This is a genomic window from Kitasatospora sp. Ki12 (assembly GCF_054601375.1).
This window is the reverse complement of the sequence record NZ_BAAIHT010000003.1, coordinates 704,083-729,090: the sequence shown is the minus strand read 5'-3', so window position 1 is coordinate 729,090 and position 25,008 is coordinate 704,083. Positions and strand designations below refer to the sequence as shown.

The 25,008-nt window shown below is 68.2% G+C and carries 31 protein-coding genes; all 31 read left to right on the top strand.

Annotation, left to right across the window (positions count from 1 at the left end; all coding sequences use genetic code 11):
* Position 1 precedes the first annotated feature (1 nt).
* The 31 genes from ACYP53_RS33770 (at position 2) to ACYP53_RS33620 (ending at position 24,948) form a co-directional block, all read left to right on the top strand.
* On the top strand, positions 2 to 1,453 hold the full coding sequence (locus tag ACYP53_RS33770) for a phage portal protein (protein WP_459650270.1): 1,452 nt from the start codon (positions 2 to 4) through the stop codon (positions 1,451 to 1,453).
* Positions 1,454 to 1,478: 25 nt separating this feature from the next.
* Positions 1,479 to 2,255, top strand: coding sequence for a hypothetical protein (locus ACYP53_RS33765; protein ID WP_459650269.1), 777 nt, complete (start codon positions 1,479 to 1,481; stop codon positions 2,253 to 2,255).
* A gap of 200 nt (positions 2,256 to 2,455) precedes the next feature.
* The gene (locus ACYP53_RS33760; protein ID WP_459650268.1) at positions 2,456 to 2,926 is read left to right on the top strand and encodes a capsid assembly scaffolding protein Gp46 family protein; all 471 of its coding nucleotides are present in this window, start codon (positions 2,456 to 2,458) and stop codon (positions 2,924 to 2,926) included.
* A gap of 15 nt (positions 2,927 to 2,941) precedes the next feature.
* The gene (locus ACYP53_RS33755) at positions 2,942 to 3,340 is read left to right on the top strand and encodes a head decoration protein (RefSeq protein WP_459650267.1); all 399 of its coding nucleotides are present in this window, start codon (positions 2,942 to 2,944) and stop codon (positions 3,338 to 3,340) included.
* A 15-nt stretch (positions 3,341 to 3,355) separates the two neighbouring features.
* Positions 3,356 to 4,375 carry a major capsid protein gene (locus ACYP53_RS33750; RefSeq protein WP_459650266.1) on the top strand — a complete coding sequence of 340 codons (1,020 nt, stop codon included), beginning with the start codon at positions 3,356 to 3,358 and terminating at the stop codon, positions 4,373 to 4,375.
* Positions 4,375 to 4,602, top strand: coding sequence for a hypothetical protein (locus tag ACYP53_RS33745; RefSeq protein ID WP_459650265.1), 228 nt, complete (start codon positions 4,375 to 4,377; stop codon positions 4,600 to 4,602). Before ACYP53_RS33750 ends, ACYP53_RS33745 begins: the two co-directional genes overlap by 1 nt.
* Positions 4,583 to 4,963, top strand: coding sequence for a hypothetical protein (locus ACYP53_RS33740; RefSeq protein WP_459650264.1), 381 nt, complete (start codon positions 4,583 to 4,585; stop codon positions 4,961 to 4,963). The genes ACYP53_RS33745 and ACYP53_RS33740 overlap by 20 nt, the downstream gene beginning before the upstream one ends.
* A gap of 17 nt (positions 4,964 to 4,980) precedes the next feature.
* Positions 4,981 to 5,298, top strand: coding sequence for a hypothetical protein (locus ACYP53_RS33735; protein ID WP_459650263.1), 318 nt, complete (start codon positions 4,981 to 4,983; stop codon positions 5,296 to 5,298).
* Positions 5,298 to 5,657, top strand: coding sequence for a hypothetical protein (locus tag ACYP53_RS33730; RefSeq protein ID WP_459650262.1), 360 nt, complete (start codon positions 5,298 to 5,300; stop codon positions 5,655 to 5,657). The genes ACYP53_RS33735 and ACYP53_RS33730 overlap by 1 nt, the downstream gene beginning before the upstream one ends.
* A complete protein-coding gene (locus ACYP53_RS33725) occupies positions 5,650 to 6,033 on the top strand; it encodes a hypothetical protein (RefSeq protein WP_459650261.1) in 384 nt (127 codons plus the stop codon). Before ACYP53_RS33730 ends, ACYP53_RS33725 begins: the two co-directional genes overlap by 8 nt.
* Before the next feature lie 64 nt (positions 6,034 to 6,097).
* Positions 6,098 to 6,682 carry a phage tail tube protein gene (locus ACYP53_RS33720; RefSeq protein WP_459650260.1) on the top strand — a complete coding sequence of 195 codons (585 nt, stop codon included), beginning with the start codon at positions 6,098 to 6,100 and terminating at the stop codon, positions 6,680 to 6,682.
* A 71-nt stretch (positions 6,683 to 6,753) separates the two neighbouring features.
* Positions 6,754 to 7,074: a hypothetical protein gene (locus tag ACYP53_RS33715; protein WP_459650259.1), complete on the top strand. Its 321-nt coding sequence runs from the start codon at positions 6,754 to 6,756 to the stop codon at positions 7,072 to 7,074.
* A 397-nt stretch (positions 7,075 to 7,471) separates the two neighbouring features.
* Positions 7,472 to 12,145, top strand: a complete 4,674-nt coding sequence (locus tag ACYP53_RS33710) for a transglycosylase SLT domain-containing protein (protein WP_459650258.1) — start codon at positions 7,472 to 7,474, stop codon at positions 12,143 to 12,145.
* Positions 12,145 to 14,385: a hypothetical protein gene (locus tag ACYP53_RS33705; RefSeq protein WP_459650257.1), complete on the top strand. Its 2,241-nt coding sequence runs from the start codon at positions 12,145 to 12,147 to the stop codon at positions 14,383 to 14,385. Before ACYP53_RS33710 ends, ACYP53_RS33705 begins: the two co-directional genes overlap by 1 nt.
* Positions 14,386 to 14,447: 62 nt before the next feature.
* A complete protein-coding gene (locus ACYP53_RS33700) occupies positions 14,448 to 15,491 on the top strand; it encodes a DUF5047 domain-containing protein (RefSeq protein WP_459650256.1) in 1,044 nt (347 codons plus the stop codon).
* Positions 15,488 to 15,730, top strand: coding sequence for a hypothetical protein (locus ACYP53_RS33695; RefSeq protein ID WP_459650255.1), 243 nt, complete (start codon positions 15,488 to 15,490; stop codon positions 15,728 to 15,730). The genes ACYP53_RS33700 and ACYP53_RS33695 overlap by 4 nt, the downstream gene beginning before the upstream one ends.
* Positions 15,731 to 15,749: 19 nt before the next feature.
* A complete protein-coding gene (locus ACYP53_RS33690) occupies positions 15,750 to 16,412 on the top strand; it encodes a hypothetical protein (RefSeq protein WP_459650254.1) in 663 nt (220 codons plus the stop codon).
* 203 nt (positions 16,413 to 16,615) lie between these two features.
* Entirely contained in the window at positions 16,616 to 17,788 is a 1,173-nt protein-coding gene (locus tag ACYP53_RS33685; protein WP_459650253.1) for a peptidoglycan-binding protein, read from the top strand.
* Positions 17,785 to 18,081 (top strand): hypothetical protein, encoded by a 297-nt coding sequence (locus ACYP53_RS33680; protein WP_459650252.1) that lies wholly within the window; start codon positions 17,785 to 17,787, stop codon positions 18,079 to 18,081. The genes ACYP53_RS33685 and ACYP53_RS33680 overlap by 4 nt, the downstream gene beginning before the upstream one ends.
* 90 nt (positions 18,082 to 18,171) lie before the next feature.
* Positions 18,172 to 18,771, top strand: a complete 600-nt coding sequence (locus ACYP53_RS33675) for a deoxynucleotide monophosphate kinase family protein (protein ID WP_459650251.1) — start codon at positions 18,172 to 18,174, stop codon at positions 18,769 to 18,771.
* Positions 18,772 to 18,778: 7 nt separating this feature from the next.
* Positions 18,779 to 19,042 carry a hypothetical protein gene (locus ACYP53_RS33670; RefSeq protein WP_459650250.1) on the top strand — a complete coding sequence of 88 codons (264 nt, stop codon included), beginning with the start codon at positions 18,779 to 18,781 and terminating at the stop codon, positions 19,040 to 19,042.
* Between the two features lie 446 nt (positions 19,043 to 19,488).
* Positions 19,489 to 19,800: a hypothetical protein gene (locus ACYP53_RS33665; protein ID WP_459650249.1), complete on the top strand. Its 312-nt coding sequence runs from the start codon at positions 19,489 to 19,491 to the stop codon at positions 19,798 to 19,800.
* Between the two features lie 67 nt (positions 19,801 to 19,867).
* On the top strand, positions 19,868 to 20,632 hold the full coding sequence (locus ACYP53_RS33660; protein ID WP_459650248.1) for a hypothetical protein: 765 nt from the start codon (positions 19,868 to 19,870) through the stop codon (positions 20,630 to 20,632).
* A gap of 199 nt (positions 20,633 to 20,831) precedes the next feature.
* Positions 20,832 to 21,629 (top strand): hypothetical protein, encoded by a 798-nt coding sequence (locus tag ACYP53_RS33655; RefSeq protein ID WP_459650247.1) that lies wholly within the window; start codon positions 20,832 to 20,834, stop codon positions 21,627 to 21,629.
* Positions 21,626 to 21,919 (top strand): hypothetical protein, encoded by a 294-nt coding sequence (locus ACYP53_RS33650; RefSeq protein WP_459650246.1) that lies wholly within the window; start codon positions 21,626 to 21,628, stop codon positions 21,917 to 21,919. Before ACYP53_RS33655 ends, ACYP53_RS33650 begins: the two co-directional genes overlap by 4 nt.
* On the top strand, positions 21,916 to 22,545 hold the full coding sequence (locus ACYP53_RS33645) for an RNA ligase family protein (protein ID WP_459650245.1): 630 nt from the start codon (positions 21,916 to 21,918) through the stop codon (positions 22,543 to 22,545). The genes ACYP53_RS33650 and ACYP53_RS33645 overlap by 4 nt, the downstream gene beginning before the upstream one ends.
* A complete protein-coding gene (locus ACYP53_RS33640; RefSeq protein WP_459650244.1) occupies positions 22,542 to 22,769 on the top strand; it encodes a hypothetical protein in 228 nt (75 codons plus the stop codon). The genes ACYP53_RS33645 and ACYP53_RS33640 overlap by 4 nt, the downstream gene beginning before the upstream one ends.
* 83 nt (positions 22,770 to 22,852) lie before the next feature.
* Positions 22,853 to 23,062 carry a hypothetical protein gene (locus ACYP53_RS33635; protein WP_459650243.1) on the top strand — a complete coding sequence of 70 codons (210 nt, stop codon included), beginning with the start codon at positions 22,853 to 22,855 and terminating at the stop codon, positions 23,060 to 23,062.
* The gene (locus ACYP53_RS33630; RefSeq protein WP_459650242.1) at positions 23,059 to 23,286 is read left to right on the top strand and encodes a hypothetical protein; all 228 of its coding nucleotides are present in this window, start codon (positions 23,059 to 23,061) and stop codon (positions 23,284 to 23,286) included. Before ACYP53_RS33635 ends, ACYP53_RS33630 begins: the two co-directional genes overlap by 4 nt.
* A gap of 307 nt (positions 23,287 to 23,593) precedes the next feature.
* Positions 23,594 to 24,073, top strand: a complete 480-nt coding sequence (locus ACYP53_RS33625) for a hypothetical protein (RefSeq protein WP_459650241.1) — start codon at positions 23,594 to 23,596, stop codon at positions 24,071 to 24,073.
* Between the two features lie 149 nt (positions 24,074 to 24,222).
* Positions 24,223 to 24,948, top strand: coding sequence for a recombination directionality factor (locus ACYP53_RS33620; protein ID WP_459650240.1), 726 nt, complete (start codon positions 24,223 to 24,225; stop codon positions 24,946 to 24,948).
* The last annotated feature ends 60 nt before the right edge of the window (positions 24,949 to 25,008 follow it).

The window sequence follows — 25,008 nt, the reverse complement described above, 5'->3', positions numbered from 1 at the left end:
CATGGCCATTGATGCAAGCGTGCCGCAGTCCCCGGGATGGTGGCTCTCTCGGCTCGGCAACCGCATCACCGCGGAGGCCGACGAGCTGAAGACACTGTGGGACTACGCGACCGGAGACCCGCCCATTCCCAACGTTCCCGGGGTAGCCCCGGGAGACGCCCGGGAATGGATGAAGCTCGCCCGTGCGAACTGGGCTGGCCTCGTGATCGACGCCACCTCCGAACGCCTTGGGGTCGACGGGTTCCGATTCGGCACGGAGGGTGGCCTGACGGCGGACCAGGATGCGAATCGGATTTGGCAGGAGAACCACCTCGACGCCGATGCCGACCTGGTCCACTACGGGGCCCTTTCCCAGCGTCGGGCGTACGCGCTCGTGGAGAGAGGGCCCGACGGTCGGCCGGTCGTAACGCACGAGACGCCCCGTCAGATGGTGGTGGAGTACGAGCAAGGGAGCAGGCGCCGGATAGCCTCCGCGCTGAAGCTCTGGCTCGACGACTGGACTGGGACGACCAGGGCGACGCTCTGGTTGCCTGACCGGATCCACTACTTCGCCAGCAAGCGGGAAGCAGCCGGCTTCGCCATCTTCCGCAGCTCGCTGCGCGCGTGGGATCCACTCCCGCTGCCCGGCACGGAGGAGGGTGTTGCCCGGAACCCGCTGGGCCGGGTGCCGGTGGTCGACTTCGTCAACCGACGCAACCGGCACGTGGTCGGCATGGCGGAGCACGAGGACGTTCTTCCGATTCAGGACCGGATCAACCTCTCGCTGATCAACCTTGTCGCCGCCATGCGCTACGGCGCGTTCCGGCAGCGCTTCGCCGCCGGCCTGGAGGTGGACGAGGATCCGGTGACCGGGAAGCCGATCGAACCGTTCCAGCTCGATATCCGGAGGCTTTGGACAACGGACAACCCTGACGTCAAGTTCGGCGAGTTCGCTGCGACCGACCTCGTTCCGTACGTCAAGGCCGTGGAGGCCGCCACGCAGGATCTCGCGGCGATCTCCCGCACCCCGCCGCACTACCTGCTAGGGCAGGTAGTGAACGTGAGCGGAGACGCCCTGAAGGCAGCCGAAACCGGTCTCGTGAGCAAAGTCCGCGATCGGCAGAGGAACTTCGGCGAATCGTGGGAAGCGGTGATGCGCCTTGCCTTCGCGGTGTTGGGCGACGAGCAGCGTGCGACCGCCTACGACGCTGAAACCGTGTGGCGCGACCCGGAGTCCCGCACCCTGGCGGAACTCGCCGACGCGGCCGTCAAGCGCCAGGCCGCTGGCGTGCCGTGGCGTCAGCGTATGGAGGGAATGGGTTACACCCCGACAGAGATCGACCGTATGGACATCGACCGCGCGCAGGACTCCATGTTGACCCCGGAGCCGTCGAACGTGACGCCGCTCCGACAGCCGGCACCGCAGGACTCCCGGGCGGTGATCGGCCGTGGTGACCTCCCGCAGGCTGCCTAGTGCTGAGGCGCGGTACAACGCGCAGGTGTCTGTGGCGTGGTCGAGCGTGCTGGCGCGGCTCACCCGAGCCTGGCAGGGGCTCGGATCCTGGCGGGACGACGACGTTGCCAGGCTTCAGCGGACGGTGCTGCCTGCCGTCCAGGCCGGCCAACGGACGATCGCGTCCCTGACGGCCGGCTACCTGGAGCAGATGCACCGGGAGGTGCTGGGTACAGCGTCGCCGCGGATCCGCCTCGACCCGGACGAGGTCTCCGGGGCGGCCGTCCGAAACGGGGCCGATCCCGCCGACGTCTACCGCAGGCCGTTCAAGGTCACGTGGAAGACGCTTTCGGACTGCGAGCCCTTCGACGTTGCCCAGCAGCGCGGGGCCGCCCGCCTGGAGATCCTGGCGAAGACCGATCTCCAGTTGGCCAGGACCCACACGACCCGGCTCGTGCTGAGCCAGCAGCCGCAGGTCAAGTACTACGTCCGCGAGCTGCGGGGAGAGTTCGACTGCGCGTTGTGCATGATCGCGAGCACGCAGAGGTACCGCAAAGAGAATCTGCTTCCGATCCACCCCGGGTGTGACTGCGGGGTGCGCACGGTCCGGGCTGACTACGACCCGGGCCAAGTCGTGGATGAGGCCAGGCTGGAGGCCATCCACGCGGCCGTGGAGAGCGCGGTAGGCCGGTCTGCCCGCGACGCCCGCGCCGTCGACTACAGCAAGATCATCATCCAGCGCGAGCACGGCGAGATCGGTCCGGTCTTGGGATTCCGGGGCCAGAGCTTCACCGGCCCGAACGATCTCCGACCGCCCTCCTGAGCCCGCCACGGGCACCAACCATTGATCCCGACAGGGGAGTTACTGCCATGCGCCGACGCGCTCTGAACCGTTCCGCGATTCACTCGCTCATCTCGGACCAACCCTGGACCCTCTTCGAGGATGACCCGACGGGCGGGGGCGGTGGAGGGGGCACCCCGGTTGGCCCACACGGCTACCCGGAGTCGACGCCGGTTGCCGAGATGACTCACGAGCATCAGGCCGCGTACTGGAAGCACCACGCCCGCAAGCATGAGCAGCGCGCGGCCTCCGGCCCGACCGCGGAAGAGCTGACGCAGCTCCGCGCCGACGCCGCCGAGCTGGCCACCCGCAAGGCTGCCGAACTGTCCGAGACGGACAGGCTGAAGGCGGAGAAGGAAACCGCGGAGGCGGCTGCCGCACAGGCGAAGGCCGACGCTGCGACCGCCACCCGCCGCGCGCTGCTGCTGGAGGTGGCTGGCGCCAAGGGGCTGACGGCTGACCAGGCGAGCCGGCTCCAGGGCGACACCCGGGAGCAGCTGGAGGCCGACGCCGACGCGCTGAAGACCGCGTTCGGCAACGCCGGGATCACTTCGCCTCCGCCCAGCGGCGGCAACCGAGGTGGCGACGTCGGCGGCGGTACGACCGTCCAGGCCGGCGCGGACCTCTACCGACAGCGCCACGCGCGCACCTGACACCACGGAGGACACGTGGACCTCAGCATCATCTCCGAGTCGTACGGCCAGGACCGCCGGGACTGGCTGGGCAGCCAGCACGGCACCGATGCTCCCCGGAGCATCACGGTTGACCTGTCGAAGGGCTTCGTCAGCGGCACCCACTACCCGACCGGCTACCTGAAGAGCGGGCTTCCGCTCGGCAAGGTGACTGCCACGGGGCGGTACGGCCTGTACGACGACGCCGCGAGCGACGGCCGGCAGACCCTCGTCGGGTTCCTCTTCACGCCGGTTGACCTGCGGAAGAACAGCACCGCGACCGGCGCACTGGGGGCGTCGATCCTCCTCCACTGCTTCGTGGCAGAGGCCAAGCTTCCCGCTCCCGTGGACGCCAACGGCAAGGCGGATGTCGCCGGCCGCATCATCTTCGTCTGAGAGGGGTTGCCCTAGATGCAGCTCATCACCGAGTACGGCTCTCCCGCCGTACTGACCGGCTACGTCCGCGCAGCACTCGCGGACCGACCGGAGAACCAGTTCAGCCTCTCGCGCTGGCTGCCGGACACCACGATCAACGATCTGAACTATCGGCTCACCCGTGGTGGCGGCGGGCTGACGGAGGCGGCCGGGTACCGCAACTGGGACGCCGAGTCGGACATCTCGTCCCGCCCGGGTTCCTCGCGGATCACCGGCGAACTGCCCCCGATCTCCCGCAAAATGCCGGTGGGGGAGTACGAGCGAATCCGCCGGCGCGGCCTGGACTCGCAGAACGCGGAGATCCGGGACGCCCTCCTGGCCGACGGCGTCCGTCTCGGGCGCCAGATCGAAGCCCGCGTCGAGATCGCTCGCGCGGCCGCGCTGTTCGACGCGAAGGTGACCCTGTCGGAGAACGGCCTCACCGGCATCACCGCCGACTACGGCCGCAAGGCGGAGCACAACGTCACCGCGACGAAGGTGTGGTCCGACCCGACCGCGGACATCATCGCGGACACCGCCGCCTGGCTGGAGGTCTACACCGACACCAACGGTGCCCGCCCGGAGTACACCCTGATGTCGCTGAAGATCTACAACTGGCTGCGACGGAACGCTCAACTTCGTGGACTGTCCACGACCGGCGCCACCGCCCCAACCGTGCTGACGGCGAGCACCCTGGACGCCCTCCTGGCGGACTACGGCATTCCCCAGCCCGTGATCTACGACGCGAAGTACTCGCTCAACGGAACCGCGACGCGAGTCACCCCGGAGGACAAGCTCTGCTTCCTCCCGGCCGTCGGCGACTCCGTCGGTCAGACCCTCTGGGGCGTTCCGGTGGAGGGCGACGACCCCCGGTACGGCCTGACTGGCTCGGAGGCCGGCATCGCGGTGGGCGCGTACAAGAGTGAAGACCCGCAGACCGTCTGGACCCGCGCGACCGCGATCGTCCTGCCCGTCGCCGCCGACCCGGACCGGACCTTCGTCGCGGACGTCCTCTGATGGCGCGGCTGAGCACGCACGTCCACGTCACGGACGACGCCGGCCGGGCCGTCGTGCTCGGCCCCGACGACGCGGTCCCGGCGTGGGCGGTCGCACAGATCGTCAACCCGAAGGCGTGGGCGGAGCCGCCCGAGTCGGAGCCCACGCCCGAACCCGAGAAGCCGCCGGCCGCCAAGCGGGCTCCGGCCCGACGGAAGGCTGGCGTCGATGCTGTTCAGCGCGACTGACCTACGGACCTATCTCCGTCGGGCTGTGACCGACGATGAGTACGCCCTCGTCCACGACATGACGGAGGACGCCATCCGCGGAGAGGTGGGTACTCGGCTCGCCGACCCGCCACAGCCCGGAATCAAGTCGGTTGCCCTGGCCGTCGCGGCCCGTGCGCTGACGAATCCGGGAGGCCTCCGGTCCGCGACCGCCGGCGCTGTCAGCGAGAGCTACACGGATGCGCTGACCGGCGTCGTCCTGACGGACCAGGAACTCCGACGACTGCGTCGCGCTGTAGGTCGCTCTGGGGGTGCCGGGATGCTGGACATCGGCCCGGCGGACGTGGCTCCGTGCATCGACGCGCGGAGGCTGATCCTGTGATCGGGCCAGGCACACCCGTGACCGTGGTCCGCGTCCGCTGGACCGTCGTCCAGGACGCCTACGGCAACGACGTGCGCGGTGCGGCGACGGAGGCTGATATTGACGGCTGCCGAGTTCTCCCGCCGTCCGGTCAGACGGCCGCATCGGTGGAGGCAGTGGAGGCCCGGGACCAGGTGGTGATCCTGCGAGTGCTCTTCGCGCCGGCAGGCACCGATCTTCGGGCGACCGACCAGATCCGGCACGCCGGGACGGCGTACGAGGTTCACGGACAGCCGTCCGAGTACCCGGGCCACCTGGCCCACGTGGAAGTCAACCTGAAGGCGGTGAGCGGCTGATGGCGCGAACTCGCAGCACCTACACCGGCCGGTACACCGGCATCGGCAATCTCCTCCGCAGCCCCGGCGTTCAGCGGGCCGCGCTCCAGGCAGCCGAACGACTACAGCGGGCGGCGGTCTTCCTCTCGCCCGTCGGCGACCCGGCGGAGGATCCGCACCCGGGCCAGTACAAGGCGTCGTTCGTTGTCGTGCCGGTCACGAAGAACCTGCCCTACAGAGGGAAGCCGGCCCGACGCCTTGGCGCCCGGCTGCTGAACACGTCGCCGCATGCCACGGCCGTGGAGTACGGGAACGGCAAGGTGCAGAGGTACGCCGTTCTTCGCTCCGCCGTTGACGCTGCGCGGGTGACCGATGGCTGACCCGGTGGACGCGGAGGCCGTGCTCGCGCACTGGCTGCACGCGACGTTCGACGTCCGGACCTGCACGGAGCTGCCGCCGGCTATGGAGACGCTGCTCCCCGTTGTCCAGATCGCGACCGTCGGAGGTCCAGCCGGGCGCTACGCCGACCGACCGCGGATCGACCTGGACGTGTACGCGGCCGACTACGCCTCCGCCCGAACGCTGGCGCTGCGCATCACGACGGTGCTGACGAACTGGCGCGGCCCGGCGATTCCGGGCGCCGTCGTGAGCGAGACCCGGGTCGACTCGGTGCCGTCCCGCAGGCCGTACGAGAACCCCGCGCTCCGGCGCGTCGGGCTGACGGTGACCGTCGCCCTCCACCCGGCGAGCTACTGACCAACTGACCTACACAGGCCTGCAGTTACAAGCTGTTGGCCGTTCGCATGCCCGGGGAGGGCCCGTGAGTGACACTCGCAACGCCGATCTGACCTTTGGCGCCACGGATTTCATCGCGTTCGTGGCGCCACGCGACACCGCCGCACCCACAGGGTTTGCTGACCCGGCAGGCGCCTGGAAGTGCCTGGGGTGGGTCAGCACGGCCGGTGGCACGTTCGCGATCGCGAACGAAAAGAAGGACGTGGCGGCCGCAGGGAGCTTGGAGCCGATTCGCACTCTGCAGACCCGCAGCACGAAGACCATGAAGGCCATCTACCAGGAGGCGCTGAACCCCCTGGTCCGGGCTCTCTACGACGACGTCCCGGTGTCGGCGCTCAACCCGACGGCCGGCAGCGTTTCCTACAACCTGCCGGACAAGCCAGCGGACCTTCACTACGCCTTCATCTTCGACACCGTGGACGGCCTGAAGCGCAACAGGCTCTACATGCCCAACGGCATGGTGACGGAGCGAGGCGACGAGCAGGCGCAGACGGACGACGTCTGGCCGGTGGAGATGACGCTCACCTTCTACAGGGGTGCCGCGAACGCGCCGTCCGTGAACCGGTCGATCGCCTACGGCAGCGTGGACGTCAGCGGCTTCTTCAGTTGATGCATCGTCAACTATCCACCGTGGGTCGACCCACGGTGGACACCCCACCCCATGACTGTCTGAGGAGAATCATGACTGACACGACCCCTGCCACCGCTCAGGAGATCGAAGCGACCGCCGACTACGTCGCCGTGGACCTGGACGGCGAGACCCTGCGCGTCCTCCCGGTCGGCCGGTGGCGGCCTTCCATGCTCCGCGCGCTGCGCACCGCCGATTTCGACGCGTGGGCGAGCCTCGCCCTGCACCCGGACGACGTCTCCCGCTTCGTGGAGCTTGACGCGACCATGGACGAGATCGGCGACTTCACTAGTCGGGCCATGTCGGCCGCTGGGGAGGCCCCGGGAAAGTCTGGGGCACGCTCGCAGTCCTCCAGGACCACGCGGAAGCGCTAGAGGCGGATCTCGCCTGGCGCGGCATCGACTTGCTGGACGTGTACCGGGGGCGCCTGTCGCTTCGCCGGCTCCGCGTCCTGGTCGAGCATCTCCCGCCCGACTCGGCGACGAAGACGGCGCTCCGGAACGCCCTGGCGGCGTCAGAGCGTGAGCGGCTCGCGGAGGAGTCACGCCCGGACCTGGCTGCCTGGAGCGGCGCTGAGCTGTTGCTCGCCAGCATCCTGGACGCGATCCGTGCTCAGACGGCCGTCGCCGTCGCGGCTGCAGGCGGGAAGCCAACCATGCCAGACCCGACCCCGCGCCCCGGCGTCCCGCCGAAGAACCACCGCCGACGTCTGTCGGACGAGCAACGCCGCGCGCTGGACCCGCGGTTGAGGACCGAGCCCCTGGAGGCGTGATGGCTGGCCCGGACATCGTCGGTACCGCCGGCGTCGACATCGTCCCGATGTTGCCGAACTTTCACCGGCGCCTCCGGGACCAGATCCTCCCAATCGCGGACCGCGTGGGCGTGGAGGCCGGCCGACAGCTGGCCGACCGAATGGCGGACGCTCTCCGCGGAGGCCTGGCCAACGCCGGCGAGGGCGTCGGGCGGATCCTTGGTACGGAGATTGCGAACGGTATGCAGCGCCGCATTGCGCAGTCGCTGCCGGACGCGGTCCGGGACGGCGGACGAGAAGCAACGGCCGTCGCTACCCGAGAGGGCAGCAACACCGGCGGTGCCTTCGCACGGTCACTGAAGAGCCGCCTCGAAGCGGCCTACAAGTCGCTGCCAAAGATCAAGGTCGACGCCAACACGTCGCAGGTGGACGCCGAGCTTGCGCGGGTGCGCGAGCAGCTGCGAGAGCTGTCGGGGAAGCGCATCGGTGTCGACATCGACGCCCGCACAGCCTCCGCCCGGATTGCCGACCTGGAGACGCAGCTCCGCCAGCTGGGCAGTCAGCACCCGAACCCGGTGGTGCGGATCGACGCAGCCACCGCCCGCGCGGCACTCGCGGAGGTCAAAGCTGAGATTGCGGCCGTCACCCGCGAACCGCACGAGGTCGAGCTCCGTCCGGGCCAGTTCAGGGAACGCCTCGTTGCCCAGATCCGCGCCGCGACGGCAGCGCTCCCGGGAGTGGACATCGACGTCTCCACCGACGAGGCGGAGATCCGGCTCGCCCGGCTGCGAACCGAGATGGCGGCGATTCCCGAACGGCTCGTCACCGACGCTAACTTCACCGACGCCGACGCTGTGGCGACGATCGCGCGGCTTCGCGCGCAACTCGCTGAGCTGAACGCTGCTTCCGTCCGCATCGACATCCGCGCCGACGCTGTCCGCGCGGAGGCGGAGCTGGCGGCCGTCGCGGCCACCGTTGCTGCGTTGGACGCGCAGCGAGCAGAGATCCACATCGACACGTCCGGTGCGCTGTCGTCGGTGCTTGTGCTGAGCATCCAGATCGCGGCACTTGCTGCGATCCCCGCGATCCCAGTTCTGACGGCTGGAGTTGGCGCTCTCACGGCGTCGTTCGTGGCCGCCGCCAGCGGCGCGGGAGCGCTGGCACTGGCGGCGATTCCCGCGATCCGCGGAGTCGCGGAGGCGATGCAGGCGCGCAAGGCGGCGGAAGATGCATCGGCTACTGCTTCGCGGTCGAGCGCGAACGCGGACTCCACCGCGCAGCAGCGCGCGTTGGCGCTTGCAGGTGCGCAGCAGTCGCTTGCGTCGGCGAGGCGGAACGCGGCGACGCAGGCGGAGAACGCGACCCGCCAGGTCGAGCGGGCGGAGCAGTCTCTCGCGGACGCTGTCGCGCGCGCAGCCGACGAACAGGTGTCCGCGGCCCGGCGGGTGCAGGACGCAGAGCAGTCTCTCGCGGACGCACAGCGGGCGGAGGTGCAGGCGCAAGACGATCTGACCGCCGCACGCAAGACGGCACAGCAGCAACTTGCGGACTACCAGTCCCGGCTGGCGAACGGTGCACTGGACGAGCGCGAGGCGACGATTCGCGTCACGAAGGCGCAGCGGGAGCTGCAAGCAGTACGCGATGCGGGTGACCGTGCAACGCGAGAGCAGCTTGCGGATGCGCAACTCGCTTACGACCGCGCCGTTCAGAACGCAAGTGACCAGCGCGATTCGTACGCGCAGCTGCAGGCGGAGGCAAAGGCGGCTGCAGACACTGGCGTGGATGGCGCGCAAGTCGTCGTCACCGCGCAGGACCGGCTGACGAAGGCGCAGCGGAGCACAGTCGACGCGGCTCGTGCCGTTGCAGACGCGCAAGCGGCTTCCGCGAAGTCGGCTGCCTCGTCCGCGCGAGCGATCGCGGACGCACAAGACCGGGTCACCGAAGCACGGCGCGCTGCCGCGACGGCCGCGCAGTCCGCAGCCGACTCCATCGCGAACGCGCAGCGCGGCGTGCAGCAGGCGATGCTGTCGAGCGCCAAGGCCGCGAGCACCTCCGTGACGGCCGCGGACAAGTACGATGCGGCACTGCGGAAGTTGTCGCCCAGTGCTCGGCAACTCTTCGACGCCATCGCCGGCCCACGCGGGCTGAGCGCTGCGTTCAAGAGCTGGAGCAACAGCCTGGCGCCTGATGTCCTCCCGGTGTTCGTTCGCGGGGTGAACTCGGCAAAGGACACGCTCCCCGGGTTGACTCCGCTCGCACTCGGCGCAGCGCACGCGATTGGCAAACTCCAGGACAAAGCCTCCGCAGAGCTGAAGACCCCGTTCTGGCGGGAGTTCAAAAAGGACATCCAGACCACTGCAGAGCCCGCCCTCGTCGGCCTCGGTGTGGCCCTTGGAAATGTCGTCAAGGGTATGTCGGGCATTTTCGATGCGTTCCTTTCCCACATCGGTGGTATCAACGGGAAGATGGAATCCATCACGGGCCGATTCGCGCGGTGGGGGACGGGGCTGAAGGGCAGCCCAGAGTTTGAGCGGTTCCTGAAGTACGTGTCGGAGACCGGCCCCAAGTTGGCCGAGTTCCTGGGGAGCCTCGGAGGGCTGATCCTTTCCATCTCCGAGGCGATAGCGCCGCTGTCTGGGCCCATTCTTCAAGGGATTGGATGGCTGGCAGATAAGGTCTCCGAGCTTGCGGACAAGTTCCCGGGGCTGATTCAGTTCATCTGGCTCGCGGTTGGTGCCTTCAGCGTCGCACGACTTGTTGCCATAACGGCTGGCGCCGGGATGCTGATCTACAACACCGCAATCGCGGTCGCGACGGCGGAGACGGGAGCCTTTGCGACAGCCGTTCAGGCGACGGGTGTCGTGCCGGTGATCACGGCCATCATCGTGGTGATACTCGCGCTGGTGGCCGGCGTCATTTACGCGTACAACCACTGGGGATGGTTCAGAGACGCGGTTCTGACCACCTGGAACGCAATCCAGGTGGCCGCGCTGGCTGTCTGGGATTCCGTTCTCAAGCCGGTGCTTGACGCAATCGTGTACGGGCTGCAGGTTGTCGGCGCCGTGGCGATGTGGCTGTGGGAAAACGCGATCGGTCCGGCCTTCGGGTTCATCTGGGATGCGGCACGGGTTCTGTTCGCCATTGTAGTGACCGTGGTGATCACCGCACTAATCCTTGCGTTCCGAATTCTGGCAGCCATTGCTATCTGGCTGTGGAAGGACGTTTTCCAGCCGTCCCTCAGCGGGATTGCGGACGTTGCTTCGTGGCTGTGGCAAAAGGTTCTCTCGCCGGTCGTGGATGCGGCGGTGGACGGATTTAAGAAGCTGGGCGAAGGCGCTAGCCTGCTGTGGCGAAATGCTATCAAGCCCGCTTTCGACGCGATCGGGACTGGCGCCGGATGGCTCTGGGACCACGCCCTGAAGCCGGCGTTTGACGCGATTACGAACGCGCTGTCGCCGCTGGCCACGGCCTTCAGCCTGGCAAAGGACCTGATCGCCGCCGCATGGAATCAGGTGGCCGACGTCGCGAAGAAGCCCGTTAACTTCGTGATCGAAAGCGTCTATACAAACGGAATTAAAGCGGTCTGGGACAAAGTCGCCGATTTCGTCCACCTGCCCAAATTGCCCGACGCCCCGAAGCTCCTTGCGGCCGGTGGAACCGTGGGCCCCGGGAGGGGTGAGGCTGCTCCTATGGTCGTCAATCGTCCGACAGCAATCGTCGGCGAAGGTAACCCTAACTACCCCGAGTACGTGATTCCGACGGACCCGAAGTATCGTGGTCGCGCGCTTGCGCTTCACGCTGCCGCCGGAACTCAGCTTATGGCCAGCGGCGGCATCATCGGGTCCATCGTGGACACGGTGAAGGGCGCTGCTTCGGGAATCTGGGATGCTGCAAAGGATGGCGCGGAACTCCTGACGCATCCCTCCAAGATCTGGGAAAAGTTGACGAAGCCGGTTCGCGACCTGTTCTCGACGGTGAACGATTCGCCGCTCGGGAAGGTCGTGATCGGTATTCCTGAGAAGCTGATAACCAGCCTCAAGGACAAGATCGTGGACTTTGTCACCGGGGGTGGCGGAAGCGGGAACCAGGCCGCCGGAAACGGCGGATCCGGCGTCCAGCGATGGGCTCCGCAGGTGCTTCAGGCGCTGACGATGCTGGGGCAGCCGGATTCGTGGCTCGACACCGTCCTTCGACGGATGAACCAGGAATCCGGCGGCAACCCGACGATTGTCAACAACTGGGATTCCAACGCGCTGGCAGGCACTCCGTCCGTCGGTTTGATGCAGGTGATCGGCCCGACTTTCCGGGAATACGCCGGACCGTTCGCCGGAACCGGTCCGTTCTCGTTCGGAACGTCGACCGACCCTCTGGCGAACATCTATGCCGGTCTGAACTACGCGATCCACCGCTATGGCTCGCTGGCTGCACTGAACCGGCCGGGCGGCTACGACAACGGCGGCTACCTGCCAGTGGGACCGTCGCTGGTCTACAACCACACGGGATCGCCGGAACCCGTGTTCACCACGGGCCAGTGGGATTCCATCAGAAACGGCGGTCTCCACGGCTCGGGGGACATCACCCTGAACGCCCGGGTGTACGTCGGTGACCGCGAGATCACCGACATCGTGCGCGTGGAGGTGGACCGCGCGGAGACAGCAACGGCCATGGCCCTGACGGCTGGGAGGCGGATCTAGTGAGCGTCAGCACCAACCTGCTCAGCGCCAACACGTCGGGCATCGAGACCGACGCCAGCGGCTGGACGGCGGGCGCGAGTACGACGATCGCGCAGACCGGGACGAAGTGGCGTACCGGCGCCAAGTCCCTGTTGCTGACCCGCACCGGCACCGCCGGCCCGGCGTCGGCGACGACGGCGACCCGCATCGCCGTGACGGCTGGCAGCACCTACACCGCGTACGCGTACTACGCGCTCGTGGTGGCAGCTGCCGGCCGCACGGCGACAGTCCGCATCGACTGGTGGGCTGGCTCCACCGGCGGGACGGCGCTCAGTTCGGCGACGTCGCCGGTCACCACGCTCGCCAACTCGATTGCGTGGAACGTCAACACGCCCCCGATCGTGATCGCTACGGCCCCCACCGGGGCGGCCTACGCAAGCATGACCGTAGCGGTCGACGGGTTGGGGGCCTCCGAACAGGCATGCATGGACGACGCCGCGGTCGGCCCCGTGTCGCTGCTGGCCGGCAACCTCCTGAGCTACGCTGCTCAGGGCGTGGAGCAGGACGCCTCCGCGTGGAGCGCGTGGTACGGCCTGACGGTAGGGCGAAGCTCCACGGCTGCCGCGGAGGGCGCTTGGAGCCTGCTGCTGACGTCCACGCTGGCGGGCAACGCCCAGTGCGGCGGAGCCTCGTCGGTGACGACAACGCCGGGAACGGACTACGTCGGGTACGCCTCTGTGCAGCCCGGGACCGCGGACATCCCGTTCGTGATCGACCTGCGGTGGCACGACGCGAGCGACACGTACCTAGGCACAACCACGTCGTCCACCTGGACCGGCCTCCCGGCTGGCTCCTGGAGCCGTGTTGCCGTGACCGGGCCTGCACCTGCGGGGGCCGTGAAGGCCCGTCTCGTCCTTCGACCACAGGCGACGGCATCCGGGCAGACGTGGCTGTGCGATCAGATGGGCATCCATGCCGCCACCCCAGAGGCCGGGAACCTACTGACGTACGGCCAGGCCAGCATGGAGGGCGGCGTTAGTCCCTGGACGGCGGTGGGCGGCGGGACGATCGTTGCCAGCACCGCGCAGGCGGCTGCCGGGTCGCTGTCCCTGGTGCTCACATGCACCGGTGCCGCGGACGCCGTGGTGTCGCTCGCAACTCCCGTTCCGGTGACGGCAGGTCAGGCCTACCGGGTCCGGCCGACAGTCCGGCCGCCCGTTGACTCGCTGCCCTACACCGTTCGCCTGGACTGGCTGAACTCGGGCGGGCAGACGATCCGGCAGACGTCGTCCGGCATCATCGCCGGCCCGGCGACGGCCTGGACCGCGAGTTTCACCTCCGACCTGGCCCCCGTCGGTGCGGTGTCCGTCCGCCCGTCGATCGTCCGTTCCGGTGCGAGCGCGGGGGAGGTCTGGTACGTCGACCGGGTGTACCTGGCGGCCGGCGGTCTGGCCGCGTGGGCGGAGCCGTCAACTGCCGGGTACGGGGCGGTTGTTCACGTCCAGGGGCTTAGCACGGATGGGCGGAATCGCTGGGGCCTCTGGAGGACGACGCCGGACGGCGCACAGACGCCGGTCCGGGGCTACTCTGGTGACCTGACGGCGGAGACGACGACCGGTGACACGGCCGTGGTGGAGGACTACGAGGCCCCGCTGGGCGTGGCGGTGGCCTACTACGTGAAGGCCTGGACAGCGCCAGCGGGCGCTGACTGGACGGCCTACTCGGTCGACTGGCTCACCCTGCCACACCCCGACGAGCTGGCGGTCGTCCTGAAGGACCCGGCCCTGCCAGCCCGGAACCTCAAGGCCACTGTCACCACGATGCCCGTGTGGAAGCGCGCGGCCCGCCAAGGCGTCCACGATATCCGCGGTCGGGCCCGGCCGGTGATCCTGACCGACGTCCGGGCCTCCCGTACTGGGAACGTCGCGGTGAGCACGGCAACCGACGTGGAGCGCCAGGCCCTCGTCTGGCTGCTCAGCTCCGGGAACACGCTGCTCGCGCAGTGGCCGGCGTCGTGGGGCGAGCCGGACACCTACATCCAGGTGGGCGACTTGGACGAAGCACGGCCATCCGACTACGCACCCCAGCCCGACCGGGAATGGACGCTCGCACTGACGGAAGTCGACCGCCCGATCGGCGGCCTCGTCGGCACGGCCGGGCGCACCTGGCAGACCGTACGAGACGGTTACGGCACGTGGGCCGACGTCCTGGCCGGTGCCCGCACCTGGCTGGACGTTCTCACCGGAGTTGGAGGTAGCTGATGTACCCCGTAAGCCCGGCATTCCTGGCCGCCCTCTCAACCCCGCATCAGGTTGTCGTCCGGGTGGACGGCACCCTGGCCGGAACCCCGACCGTGACGGACCTGCCCATCGTGGGCGGCGCCGTCTCGGTTGACCGGGGGTCCAAGGTGCGTCGCTCGCTCTCGCTCACGGTGGCGGATCCGTCCTACCTGCCGTGGGCTGCGACGGACCCGCTGGCCGTCTACGGGCAGCAGCTCATCGTGTCACGCGGGATCCAATTCCCTGACGGCACACGGGAGATGTGTCCACTCGGCACCTTTCGGGTGGACGAGCCGTCCGGCGACGTCGACATGGGACCGGTCACCCTGACGGGCAAATCGCTGGAGGCGGCCGTCCAGGACGACCGCTTCAGCGCGCCGCGATCGACGTCCGGCCACTCGTCCACCGTCGGCGCGATCACCGCCCTGATTCAGGAGACGCTCCCGAGCGCCGTGATCGTCAACGCGACGGGCCGGGACCAGCCGTGCTCCACGGTCGTGTGGGATGCCCAGGCAGACCGGTGGGACGCCGTGACGGCCCTGGCGACCAGCATGCATGCCGAGTGCTATGTCAACGTACTCGGTCAGTTCGTGATCGCGGACGTCCCGGACCTGACCACCGCAACCCCAGTGTGGGACATCGCGGAGGGGCCGACAGGCAACCTCATAGCCGCTGGACGGAAGTTGTCGCGCGCCGGTGTCTACAACGCCGTGGTGGTGTCCGGTGAGAGCGCCGTGTCCGGGATCCCGCCCGTGTCGGCGACAGCGCAGGACACCGACCCCACGAGCCCGACCCGGTGGGATGGGCCGTACGGCCGGGTGCCGCGGTTCTACAACTCAGGATTGCTGACAACGACGGCGCAGTGTGCCGCTGTTGCCGCCACCATGCTGCGCGACGCGATCGCACCGACCGTCGAAACGTCGATCAGTAGCCTTCCGAACCCGGCACTGGAGGCAGGCGATTGCCTCCGCTTGCGGTACGCGGGCGGGCGGACGGAGCGCGTGCTCGCGCAGTCGTTCTCCGTCCCCCTCGACGTCACGGGGGCCTTCGCGATCATCCTTCGAGGAAGCAAGGCGGACACCCCGTGAGCACACTCGCCAGCGCCATCCAGCAGGCCGCGGAGCGCGCAGTCCTGGAGCGCGGATCCGGGTGGATGCTCGCCACCGTGACGGCCGTCGGGGCCGGCGTCGTGGCCGTCTCCACTCCCACCGGCCCCGTCAGCGGCATACGCCGACTCTCCAGCTACAGCAGTCCCGTCGTCGGCGACACGGTCATGGTCACCCGCAACGGCGCGGGAACCTGGCTCGTCGTCGGCGCGCTGGCCTAACCGATCCTGAGGAGGATGAATGCCAGGAACCGATTCGTTCCAGCAGGGGCTCCCGTACCCGAGACTTTCCGACGCGCCGAACGCTGAATCCGCAGGTAGTTCGCTCGTAAACGCCATCGCGCCCAAGGCGAATATGCGGTTTTCCGACGCATCGGCGCGGAATGCCGCCATTCCCAGCCCGGTGGCGGGGATGGAGTGCTGGCTCGTTGCCGAAGGTCGGAAGGAGATCTACTCGGGGACCGCATGGCAGGCACACGAGCCAACCGGCACGTGGTCGACGTTCGTGCCGTCGTGGACCGCCCGCGCTGGGACCGGCGTACAGCCCACGCTCGGAAACGGCTCGCTGACCAGCCGGTGGACGCGGACGGGCCGGCTCGTCACGTGGTTCGGCCGGCTCGCGTACGGATCGCTGAGCACCCCGGGTAACGGGCTCTGGTACATGTCCCTACCAACACCGGCCGCCGCCAATGGGCTGGACATCGTAGGCACCGCTAGCTACGTCGCCCCGGGGCTGAACAACTTCACGGGAATCTCGCTGCTGGGGACCGGAGATACGGCTGTCGGCTTTGTCACCAGCCTGTTGGGGACCGACTACACAAACAACCTGACCCACGCGGGGCCGACGACGCACGTAGCCGGAAATCTGCTTCTCTGGTCGCTTTCATACGAGTCAGCCGCCTGAACATCTGAGCGTCAGCAAACTGCAGCCCCGCCATCCGGCCGGGGCATTTTCTATGCCCTGAGGAGGGTCAGAACATGTCGACATCCCCCGCAGCGATCATCACCGTCGCACTCCCCGAAGTCGGGTACCACGAAGGCCGGAACCCCAACGGCAGCTGGAACAACCGTGAGAGGTACGCCGCCGACGTCCCTGGCCTGGCGTGGGTGTCGGACGACGGCGAGCCATGGTGCGCGGTCTTCGTGTCCTGGCTCGCACTGAAGTCCGGCAACGCCGACGTCTACCCGCGTACCGCGTCGTGCTCCGCGGGGGTCGCGTGGTTCCGCGCGAAGGACCGGTTCTCGGAATTCCCGAGCATCGGCGCGCAGGTCTTCTTTGGCTCCGGCGGCGGCTCGCACACCGGTCTGGTGATCGACTACGACGACACCACGATTACCACCGTGGAGGGCAACACCAACGACAACGGGTCGGCGGAGGGTGACGGCGTCTACCGCAAGGTGCGCCGCCGGCGAGACGCGTACGTTTACGGCTACGGCCACCCCGACTTCGCGCAGGGCCCGCGCCGGGCGGTGGAGGCGAAGTGGGTGATCGACGGCTCCGCCACGCCAACGCCGGCTCCGACGCCCACGACGCGGACCGTCGTCGTCCGAGCCGGCCAGACGCTGGGTGCCATCGCAGCTGCCGCAGGTGTCGCGCTGTCGGTGATCCTCGGGCTCAACCCGCAGGTGACGAACCCGGACGTCGTCCACCCTGGCGACACCATCACGGTGCCAGCCGCCCCGGGCCAGGCTCCGCCGTCGCCGACGAGCCCAACGCCTACGCCGACCCCGCAGCCGACGAACCCGGCCCCGTCGACCGCCTTCCCCGGCGCCGACAAGTTCGGGCCCGGCGCGAACAACGCCTTCGTCACCCGCCTCGGTGAGATGCTGATCAAGCGGGGTGGCGGGCGCTTCTACTCCGTCGGCGCTGGCCCGGTCTGGGGTAACGCCGACCGCCAGGCCGTCGCCGCCTTCCAGGCCGCTCAGGGCTGGACCGGGGCGGATGCGAACGGCATCCCGGGCCCGACCACATGGCAGTACCTCGTCACGGGCCAGGGCCGGGACATCCCGACGGCCGCGACGTCGCGGCCGGCCCCGGCGACGCAGCCGTTCCCGGGCAACGTCTACTTCCACGCTGGGGCGTCGAATCGGTACGTCACGCAGCTGGGCCAGGCGCTCGTCCGCCACGGGTATGGCAGTTACTACCGGCAGGGTCCCGGCCCGCAGTGGACGGACGCTGACCGTCAGGCGACGGCCGCCTTCCAGCGGGCACAGGGCTGGCGCGGACCCGACGCGAACGGCTACCCGGGCCCCGAGACCTGGCGGAGGCTGATGCGTTGAGCCCAGAGATCATCGTCGCCGCGATCGGCGCGGTCGGTGTCGTGGCCGGTGCCACGGTGCCGGCGGTGCTCGGTCTCCGGCGTGCCGTCCGCGGAGCAGCGGAGGACGAGGGAGCCGCAACCCGTGAAAGCGTTGCGGTTCTGGGCGCGGCGCTCGCAGAGCGCATCGACGGCGTCCGGGATGAACTTCGTTCTGACGTCGGCGAGTTGCGAGAGCAGATCACCGACGTTCGGGCATGGCAGGCAGCCCACGACGCGGAGCATCTGCTGATCCGCCGTCATCCGGAGGGATGATCGTTAGAATTCTAACGGTTGAGCGCCGTAGCAAACGGTGCCGCCTCCCCGCCCAGTAACTCCCTCGTCTGCGACGACGGAGGGCGAAACATGAACATTGGCATTATCGGACGCGCACGGGTTGGGAAGGACACTGCCGGCGCGTGGCTCGTGGAGAACCGCGGTTACGAACGGGTGGCCTTCGCCGACGCACTCAAGGAGGCAGCACTCCGCGTCGATCCGATCATCCACTACCGATGGGAGGGTGATCAGCACCTTTCCATGAGGCTCTCCCGGACGGTCCGAAACGTCGGCTGGGAGACGGCGAAGGAGATTGGCGACATCCGCCGCTTCCTTCAGGAACTCGGAGCGTCCATCCGCGCTATCGACCCGGAGTTCTGGCTCCGCGCCGCACTGCACCGTGCCGACAAGGTGAACGAGCAGTTCGCCCGCCCAGTCGTGATCACCGACGTGAGATACGCCAACGAGGCCAACACCCTCCGCCGTCGGGGCTGGCACCTCCTCTACATCGACCGTCCCGGGATCCCGCACCTCGTCCATGAGTCGGAGGGCGCTCTCGGGCCGGAAGACGCGGACTACACGATCATCAACGCAGGGTCCGTCGCCGACTTGGAGGCTGCCGTCCAGCTCGTCTACCAGCGCGTCCACGACGCGGAATCCGCCCGGCACTACGGCCGGGCCCATGAATAGGGAGCCCATGCGCAACGCACTCGCGTGGATCAAGAACACTGCCCAGCTCGTTGCCCTGAGTGCCGTCGCCTGGCTGCGCACGCTGCTCGTGACCGAGCCGGCCCGCGTCCGGGCAGCCATCATGTCCGGCGTCGTCGCCCTGGCCGTCTTCATGCCGGCGCTGGCCAACGAGAGCACGGCTGGCCAGGTGACTGGTGTCGTTCTCTTCGTCCTCCAGATAGCCATGGGCGAGCAGACCCGTTCGCGGGTGTCGCCTGTCGGTAAGGAGTAAAACAAGAAACGCCCCCGTCTTCCGCATGGAGGACGGGGGCGTTTCTTGTTTCTCCCTTAAGGCATCTTTAGGCCAACGCGTGCCGGGTGAGTTGTACCGTACGGAACAACGGTTGTACGGTTTGGCGCATGACACCGCCGTCTCCTGTCCCTACTACTGCGCTGACAGCGCTGCTGGGGGAGGAGTGGGAGGCGCTACGTTCTGCGCGCCCCACTCTGCCACCTGCGACGTTTGCGTTCAGTAGCAGCCCACCGCCTCCGGACCACAGTCATGCCAGGTGGCAGGGGCTGAAAGTTCTCCCTGTGACTCTGGGGTGGGAGACCCTGGCGTCAGGTGCTTGCGCGACCATCACGGCCCTGCATCACGAGGCTGCCCACGGCTTGAATTTCGCAGCCAGAGTGGACGATTGCTCCCGAAAGGGCGTCTATCACAACAAGGCGTTCCGAATGTCGGGTGAACTCGTGGGCCTGGAATGGACGCGGGACGGATACGACGCCCGCAGCGGGTTCGGCGACATGACGTTGACCGCGGAGGCCGTGGCTGCCGTCGACATGGAAGCTGTACAGAGCGCGATTGGCGTCGTCCTGACGGCGCTGGCGCCGCCTCCAACTCCGCGGCCCCGCAGTGCTGATCGCGTGCTCGCGGAATGCGGCTGCACGCCGGCCAGGAAAATCCGTGTGGCAAGCAGCGTGCTCGCGCTGGGTCCGATCAGCTGCGACATCTGTCACAGCGCGTTCACAGCTACTACAACGGTGTAGTGCAGCCCAATCGGGCAACTTAGGATGCCCTTGGTAGGCTGCCACCCTCATAGAGATAGGGGGCCCCATGTCGGAGGCCAACCTCCCTGCGCGCAAGAACGCTCCACTTCCGACGAGGCGCGCCAGCATCCCGGACCCGATCGCATTCGCCGACGTTCGGGACCTCAGTCAGCAGGATCTCCACGCGCGCGGCGTTCAGCTCGTACGGGCGTTCCAGCAGGTAGAGAACGTACAGGTCGTAGTCCTTAAGTCACTTGCTGCAGTTCTGGTATCGCTCCGGCTGCACATGGACGACCCTACGGGCGACTCGCACGAATACAAGCAAGCAGCTGCGGATATCTACCGAGACGCAGGGGTCCCGAAGGACACCAAAAGTCATGTCCAAGGCAATGTGCGATGGCATATCGGTAACTTGCTACGGAAGGTACTGCCGCCGGCGGAAGTGCAAGCGCTGGGGTTGAAGGCAGAGGGCCCGGCCGAACGGAAGGCGTTGGCCCGGTCCGTCACGAGGGCGCTCGTGACAGCCCATCGCGCAGGCGAGACACTCGATGCCCTGACGCCGCCAGTTGTGGTGTCAGCACCGAAGAAGTCGACGACGCGGAAGAAAGCCCCCGCCGCCGTTGAGTCCCCTGTGGTGCCGGTCGGCCGCGCGGTCGCCGACCACCTCCGCCTGGCCGAGTCCGTTGGCCAGATCCTCGGACGGATGCAGGACGCCGTGATCACAAACGACATGACGCCAGGTCAACGCGGCGTCCTCGTCAGTCGGCTGCGCGATGCCGTGGCCCGCGCAGAGGAGCTGATCAAGGTCGCGGAGGAAGCAGCCACCACCTGACGTCGCACACACCCTCCTCCGGGGTCCAAAGTGCCCAACCTACCCTTACTTTCTAAACCCTCTAACACGTGTTAAGAGAGAATAGAAAAAGGACGAAGTTCTGGCCCTTTGGGCCCTAGCCAAGGTCTCAGGCCGACGAGGCAAACGGATCCGCCCCGCCGCCCAGTAACTCCCTTGCACCCGAGAGAGAGGGCAAGGGATGGCGGTACAGACGATCAAGCGCGCCGGCGCGCGCTTCTATGTGGACCCGGCGGACGGGGAGAAGAAGGTCCCCGGGGTGACATCGGTGCTGTCGATGCTCCCGAAGGGCTTTCTGACCTTCTGGGCAGCGAAGGAGGTCGCGACGACGGCCGTCGAGGATCTGGGCGCCGTGGTGAACATCGCGCTCCGTGATCAGGCAGCGGCCATCGACTACCTGAAGAGGGCACCCACCCGGACGACGGCGAAGGCGGCCGATACCGGCAGCGCCGCCCACGACCTCTTCGAGCGCATGGCTCGCGGAGAGCGAATCGGGCGCGTGCACCCGGACATGGCGCCGTATGCGCGGCACTTCGACGCGTTCCTTCAGGCGCAGCAACCGGAGTTCGTCCACCTCGAAGAGACGATCTGGAGCGACCAGTACGGCTACGCCGGCTCGTTCGACGCCATCGCGCGGATAGACGGCGAGACGGTCATCCTGGACTGGAAAACCACCCGGTCCGGCGTCCACGAGGACGTGGCGCTTCAGCTGAAGGCCTACGCCCGTGCGGGCCGCATGATTCTCGCGGCCACTGGCGATTCCATCCCGGTGCCTGCCGTGGACGCGGCAGCCGTGCTCCACGTCCGGCCCGAAGGCGCCAAGCTCGTACCGGTGGACTGCTCTGACGATCTGTTCGACGTCTTCACCGCGCTGCTCGCGGTCTTCCAGTGGGACACCGTCCGGAAGAGGTCCGTGATCGGCCGGCCCGTCTGGAACACAGGCGCGGAGGAGACCGGCACGGAGAGGCGGGCGGCGTGACGCGGGTTTCGTGGCCCGACGGTCCGGTGTCACCTGAGGAGTTCCGCACCGCCATCTACGCCGAGAACGCCCGGGGCGGGGAGGCACGTGGCGTTGTCGCGGAGGTCGCTCGGGTGCTCGGCGTCGACATCGACACTGGCCCCGGGCATCGCTGGGACCTGGACCACATGCGGCGCGTGGTTGATGCCGCGAAGGCACTGACGGCGCAGACGGACGAGGGGCCGCTCCGGGAGACGGTCGTCCGCCAGGCGCTGAGAATCACCGAGCTGGAGAAGGAGGAGAGCAAGTGACCACGTTCGCACCCGAGTTCACTGCCTGGCCGAAGACTGCCAGGCTGTTCCGAGACGTCGTCATCACGGAGAAGCTCGACGGCACCAACGCCGGCATCCACGTCTCCGACGACGGCCAGGTGGTCGCGCAGTCGCGGAACCGGCTGCTCTCACTGGACGCCGACAACTACGGCTTCGCCCGGTGGGTGGCTGACAACGCCGACGAACTGGCGTACATCCTCGGCCCCGGCCTGCACTTCGGTGAGTGGTGGGGGCAGGGGATCCAGCGACGGTACGGACTGGCGAAGCGTCCGACCGACGACGGCACGTACACCGCGGACCGTCGGTTCTCGCTCTTCAACGTCGACCGGTGGCACAGGTCTGATCCGGATGGTTCCTCGATGTGCTCGCGTGCCGAGCAGTCATGGCTGTGCGACGTGGTGGACGTTGTTCCGGTGCTCTATCAAGGCGTGTTCCGTGAGGAGGCCATCACGCGGGCTCTGGCGAGCCTGGAGCGTGATGGCTCGTTCGCCGTCCCCGGCTTCATGAACCCCGAAGGCATCTGCGTGTACCACTCGCAGAGCCGGACCGTCTACAAGATCACCCTGGACAACAACGACCGCGGAAAGTGGGAGGACGCAGCGTGAGCGGCTCGGAGAAGAAGGACAAGTCGGCGGAGGCCTTCGGCAAGGCGTGCGGGGCGGTGGTCGTCGTCCTTGCCTTCATCCCGCTCCGGGCCTGGCTGTTCATGCTCGGTGTCGGCGCGGTCCACGACGTCGAGCCGCTCGTTCCGACGCTCGGGTTCGGCTCGGCGCTGGCCGTGCTGCTCGGGTGGACGGCGCTCCAGGGCGTGAAGGTGAGCACGAAGTAGGCGACGTCTGATCCGCACAACCCGCCCCCGGCTGCTTCGGCGCCGGGGGCTTTCGGTGTAGGAGCACGGAGAGGAGAGCAGCGATGCGAACCGCAACACGACGCCAACGCCCGCCGACAGATGCCGCCTTCGTGGCCTGGCTCGTTGGCGTCGACACGGACGAGGTCCGGGCATGCGCGGAGATCGGCGACTGGCCGTCCACGTGGGTTCCGCGCGCACAGGCGACGCTGCGCCGGCTCGGCGTGAGCTGTCATGACGAGGCCCGGGTGATGTGGGAGAGCGGCGTCCGGTGAACCGATCCGTCGAAGCCGTCCGCGCCGAGATACACGGGGACCTGGACCGCTGGTGGGGCGAAGAGTACGACCGTCTGGCGGAGAAGCTGGACGAACTCCTCAGCGCCCACGCGCATGAGCTGGTGGAGAAGATCCGCGCCAACTGCAACGGCCAGGGCGTCGACCTCCCGGATGCGGAGGACGCCGCGAACTTCATTGACCCGGAGGGGAGGTCCCATGGATGACCCCCGCCCCGACGTTGTGTACCCGCTGCCGCCTCATGGCGTGACCGCCGGCGTAGCCTCCGCGATGCTCGACGTCCGGGAGCAGCTGGCGCCCGTCCTGGACGCCGCCGACGGCATGCGGAAGGACCTGGAGGCGGAGGGCTCATGAGGGCTTCGCAGTGGCGCATCCGACGGGTGGGTAGGCGCTGGCACATCTTCGAACCCGGGTGGGCGTTCACGTCGATGGGATCGCGGGCGACATTCGGTGAGGCGCTGGCCTTGCTCACGATCTTCCAGACCAGCAACGGCCGCACCCTGAAGGGGCCTCGTGGTCACCTTCGCTGAGTACCTGGAGCGGCACGCGCGCGACGACCGGACGGCGCTGAAGTGCGCGCGCTGCTACCGACGTCGACCCCGGCTCGACTTTCGCGAAATGCCCTGGCACGGCCGGGCTGCAGCATGCAAGTTCTGTGAGGGGTCGGACCGCTACCTAGCGTTCACCGCTCGGCAGGCGTGGCAGCTGGGCCAGGAGCGGGAGAAGATCCGTGCGCTCAGACGCCGGCTGACCGAAGCGCGGCGAGACAGGGAGCGGTTCCGGGGCGAGATGGCGTACGCCCGTGGCCGGGTCGACGTCGCGAACGAGGCGTGGCGAGTCGTCGTTGCGAAGCGGGACCGTCTCCAGGCCTTCGCCGACGAGGTCCGGCAGCTCCGTGACTGGTCGTTCACGGGCGAGCCCGATCAGTACCGCGACCGCCTCCGCCGTGTCTGGGAGGCGCTGCACGAGCTGGAGAAGTCCATGCGTGTTTAGCCGGCCGTACCGGGGCCTGCTCGCGCGTGAGGACAGCTGACCGTGGGTCGACCCACGGTGGGGGCAAACGGATCCGTCCTGGCGCCCAGTAACTAGAGCACCGGGGGAGAGCCCGGAAGGAACCCTGCAGCCCACGAGAGGCAGACTACATGGCACTGCGAATCTTCGAGACCGACCCTGAGGCCAAGCCCCGCCCGCGATCGTTCGCGGAGGACGTAGTGGGACGCTTCCGTTCCGGCCGCATGACCGGCCGCGCGCCCGAGAGTCTGAACGAGTGGCGCGTGACCACCGGGGACCCGGCCGTCGCAGCCCGCGTCGCCGAGATGCTCGGCGGCGAGCCGGCCTCGTGGGAGACGGAGGCGGAGGACAACCTGGAAGTGCTGACCTCCGCGCCGAGCGTGAAGATCGTCATCGACAGCGCATCCGCGATTTCGTCGGACATGCGCCTCTACGGTGCGTTCGGCAGCGACCCCATCCACCACTGCGACGGCCTGGAGTACCTGAGCCCCGACGAGGACAAGGGTAAGCCGTGCGGCTGCCCGGAGCTTCTCGTGGACCGCAAGGCACTTGCGCGTACGGGACGCGGCCCGAAGCCGAACATCACGGTGATGTTCAAGCTGGAGGAGGCACCGGAACTCGGCCTGTTCCGGTTCAGGACGGGTTCCTGGGACCTGGCCAAGGTCCTGCATCAGGTGCTGGAGGCGCTGGACGAGGTCGGCGGTCCGGCACGGGCGAAGCTCAGCATCGAAGAGGTGAGCTTCGTTCCGAAGAGCGGCCCCCAGAAGGGCAAGGTTGTCAGCTACAACAAGCCGGTGATCAAGGTTCTCGGTGCCGTCTCGGCTGCCGCTTTCGCGGAGCTGCCGGCAGCCGCCTGACACACAGCTGCGCCCGGTCCTGCGGAGTAGAGATCCGCAGGGCCGGGCGCTGTCCATCGT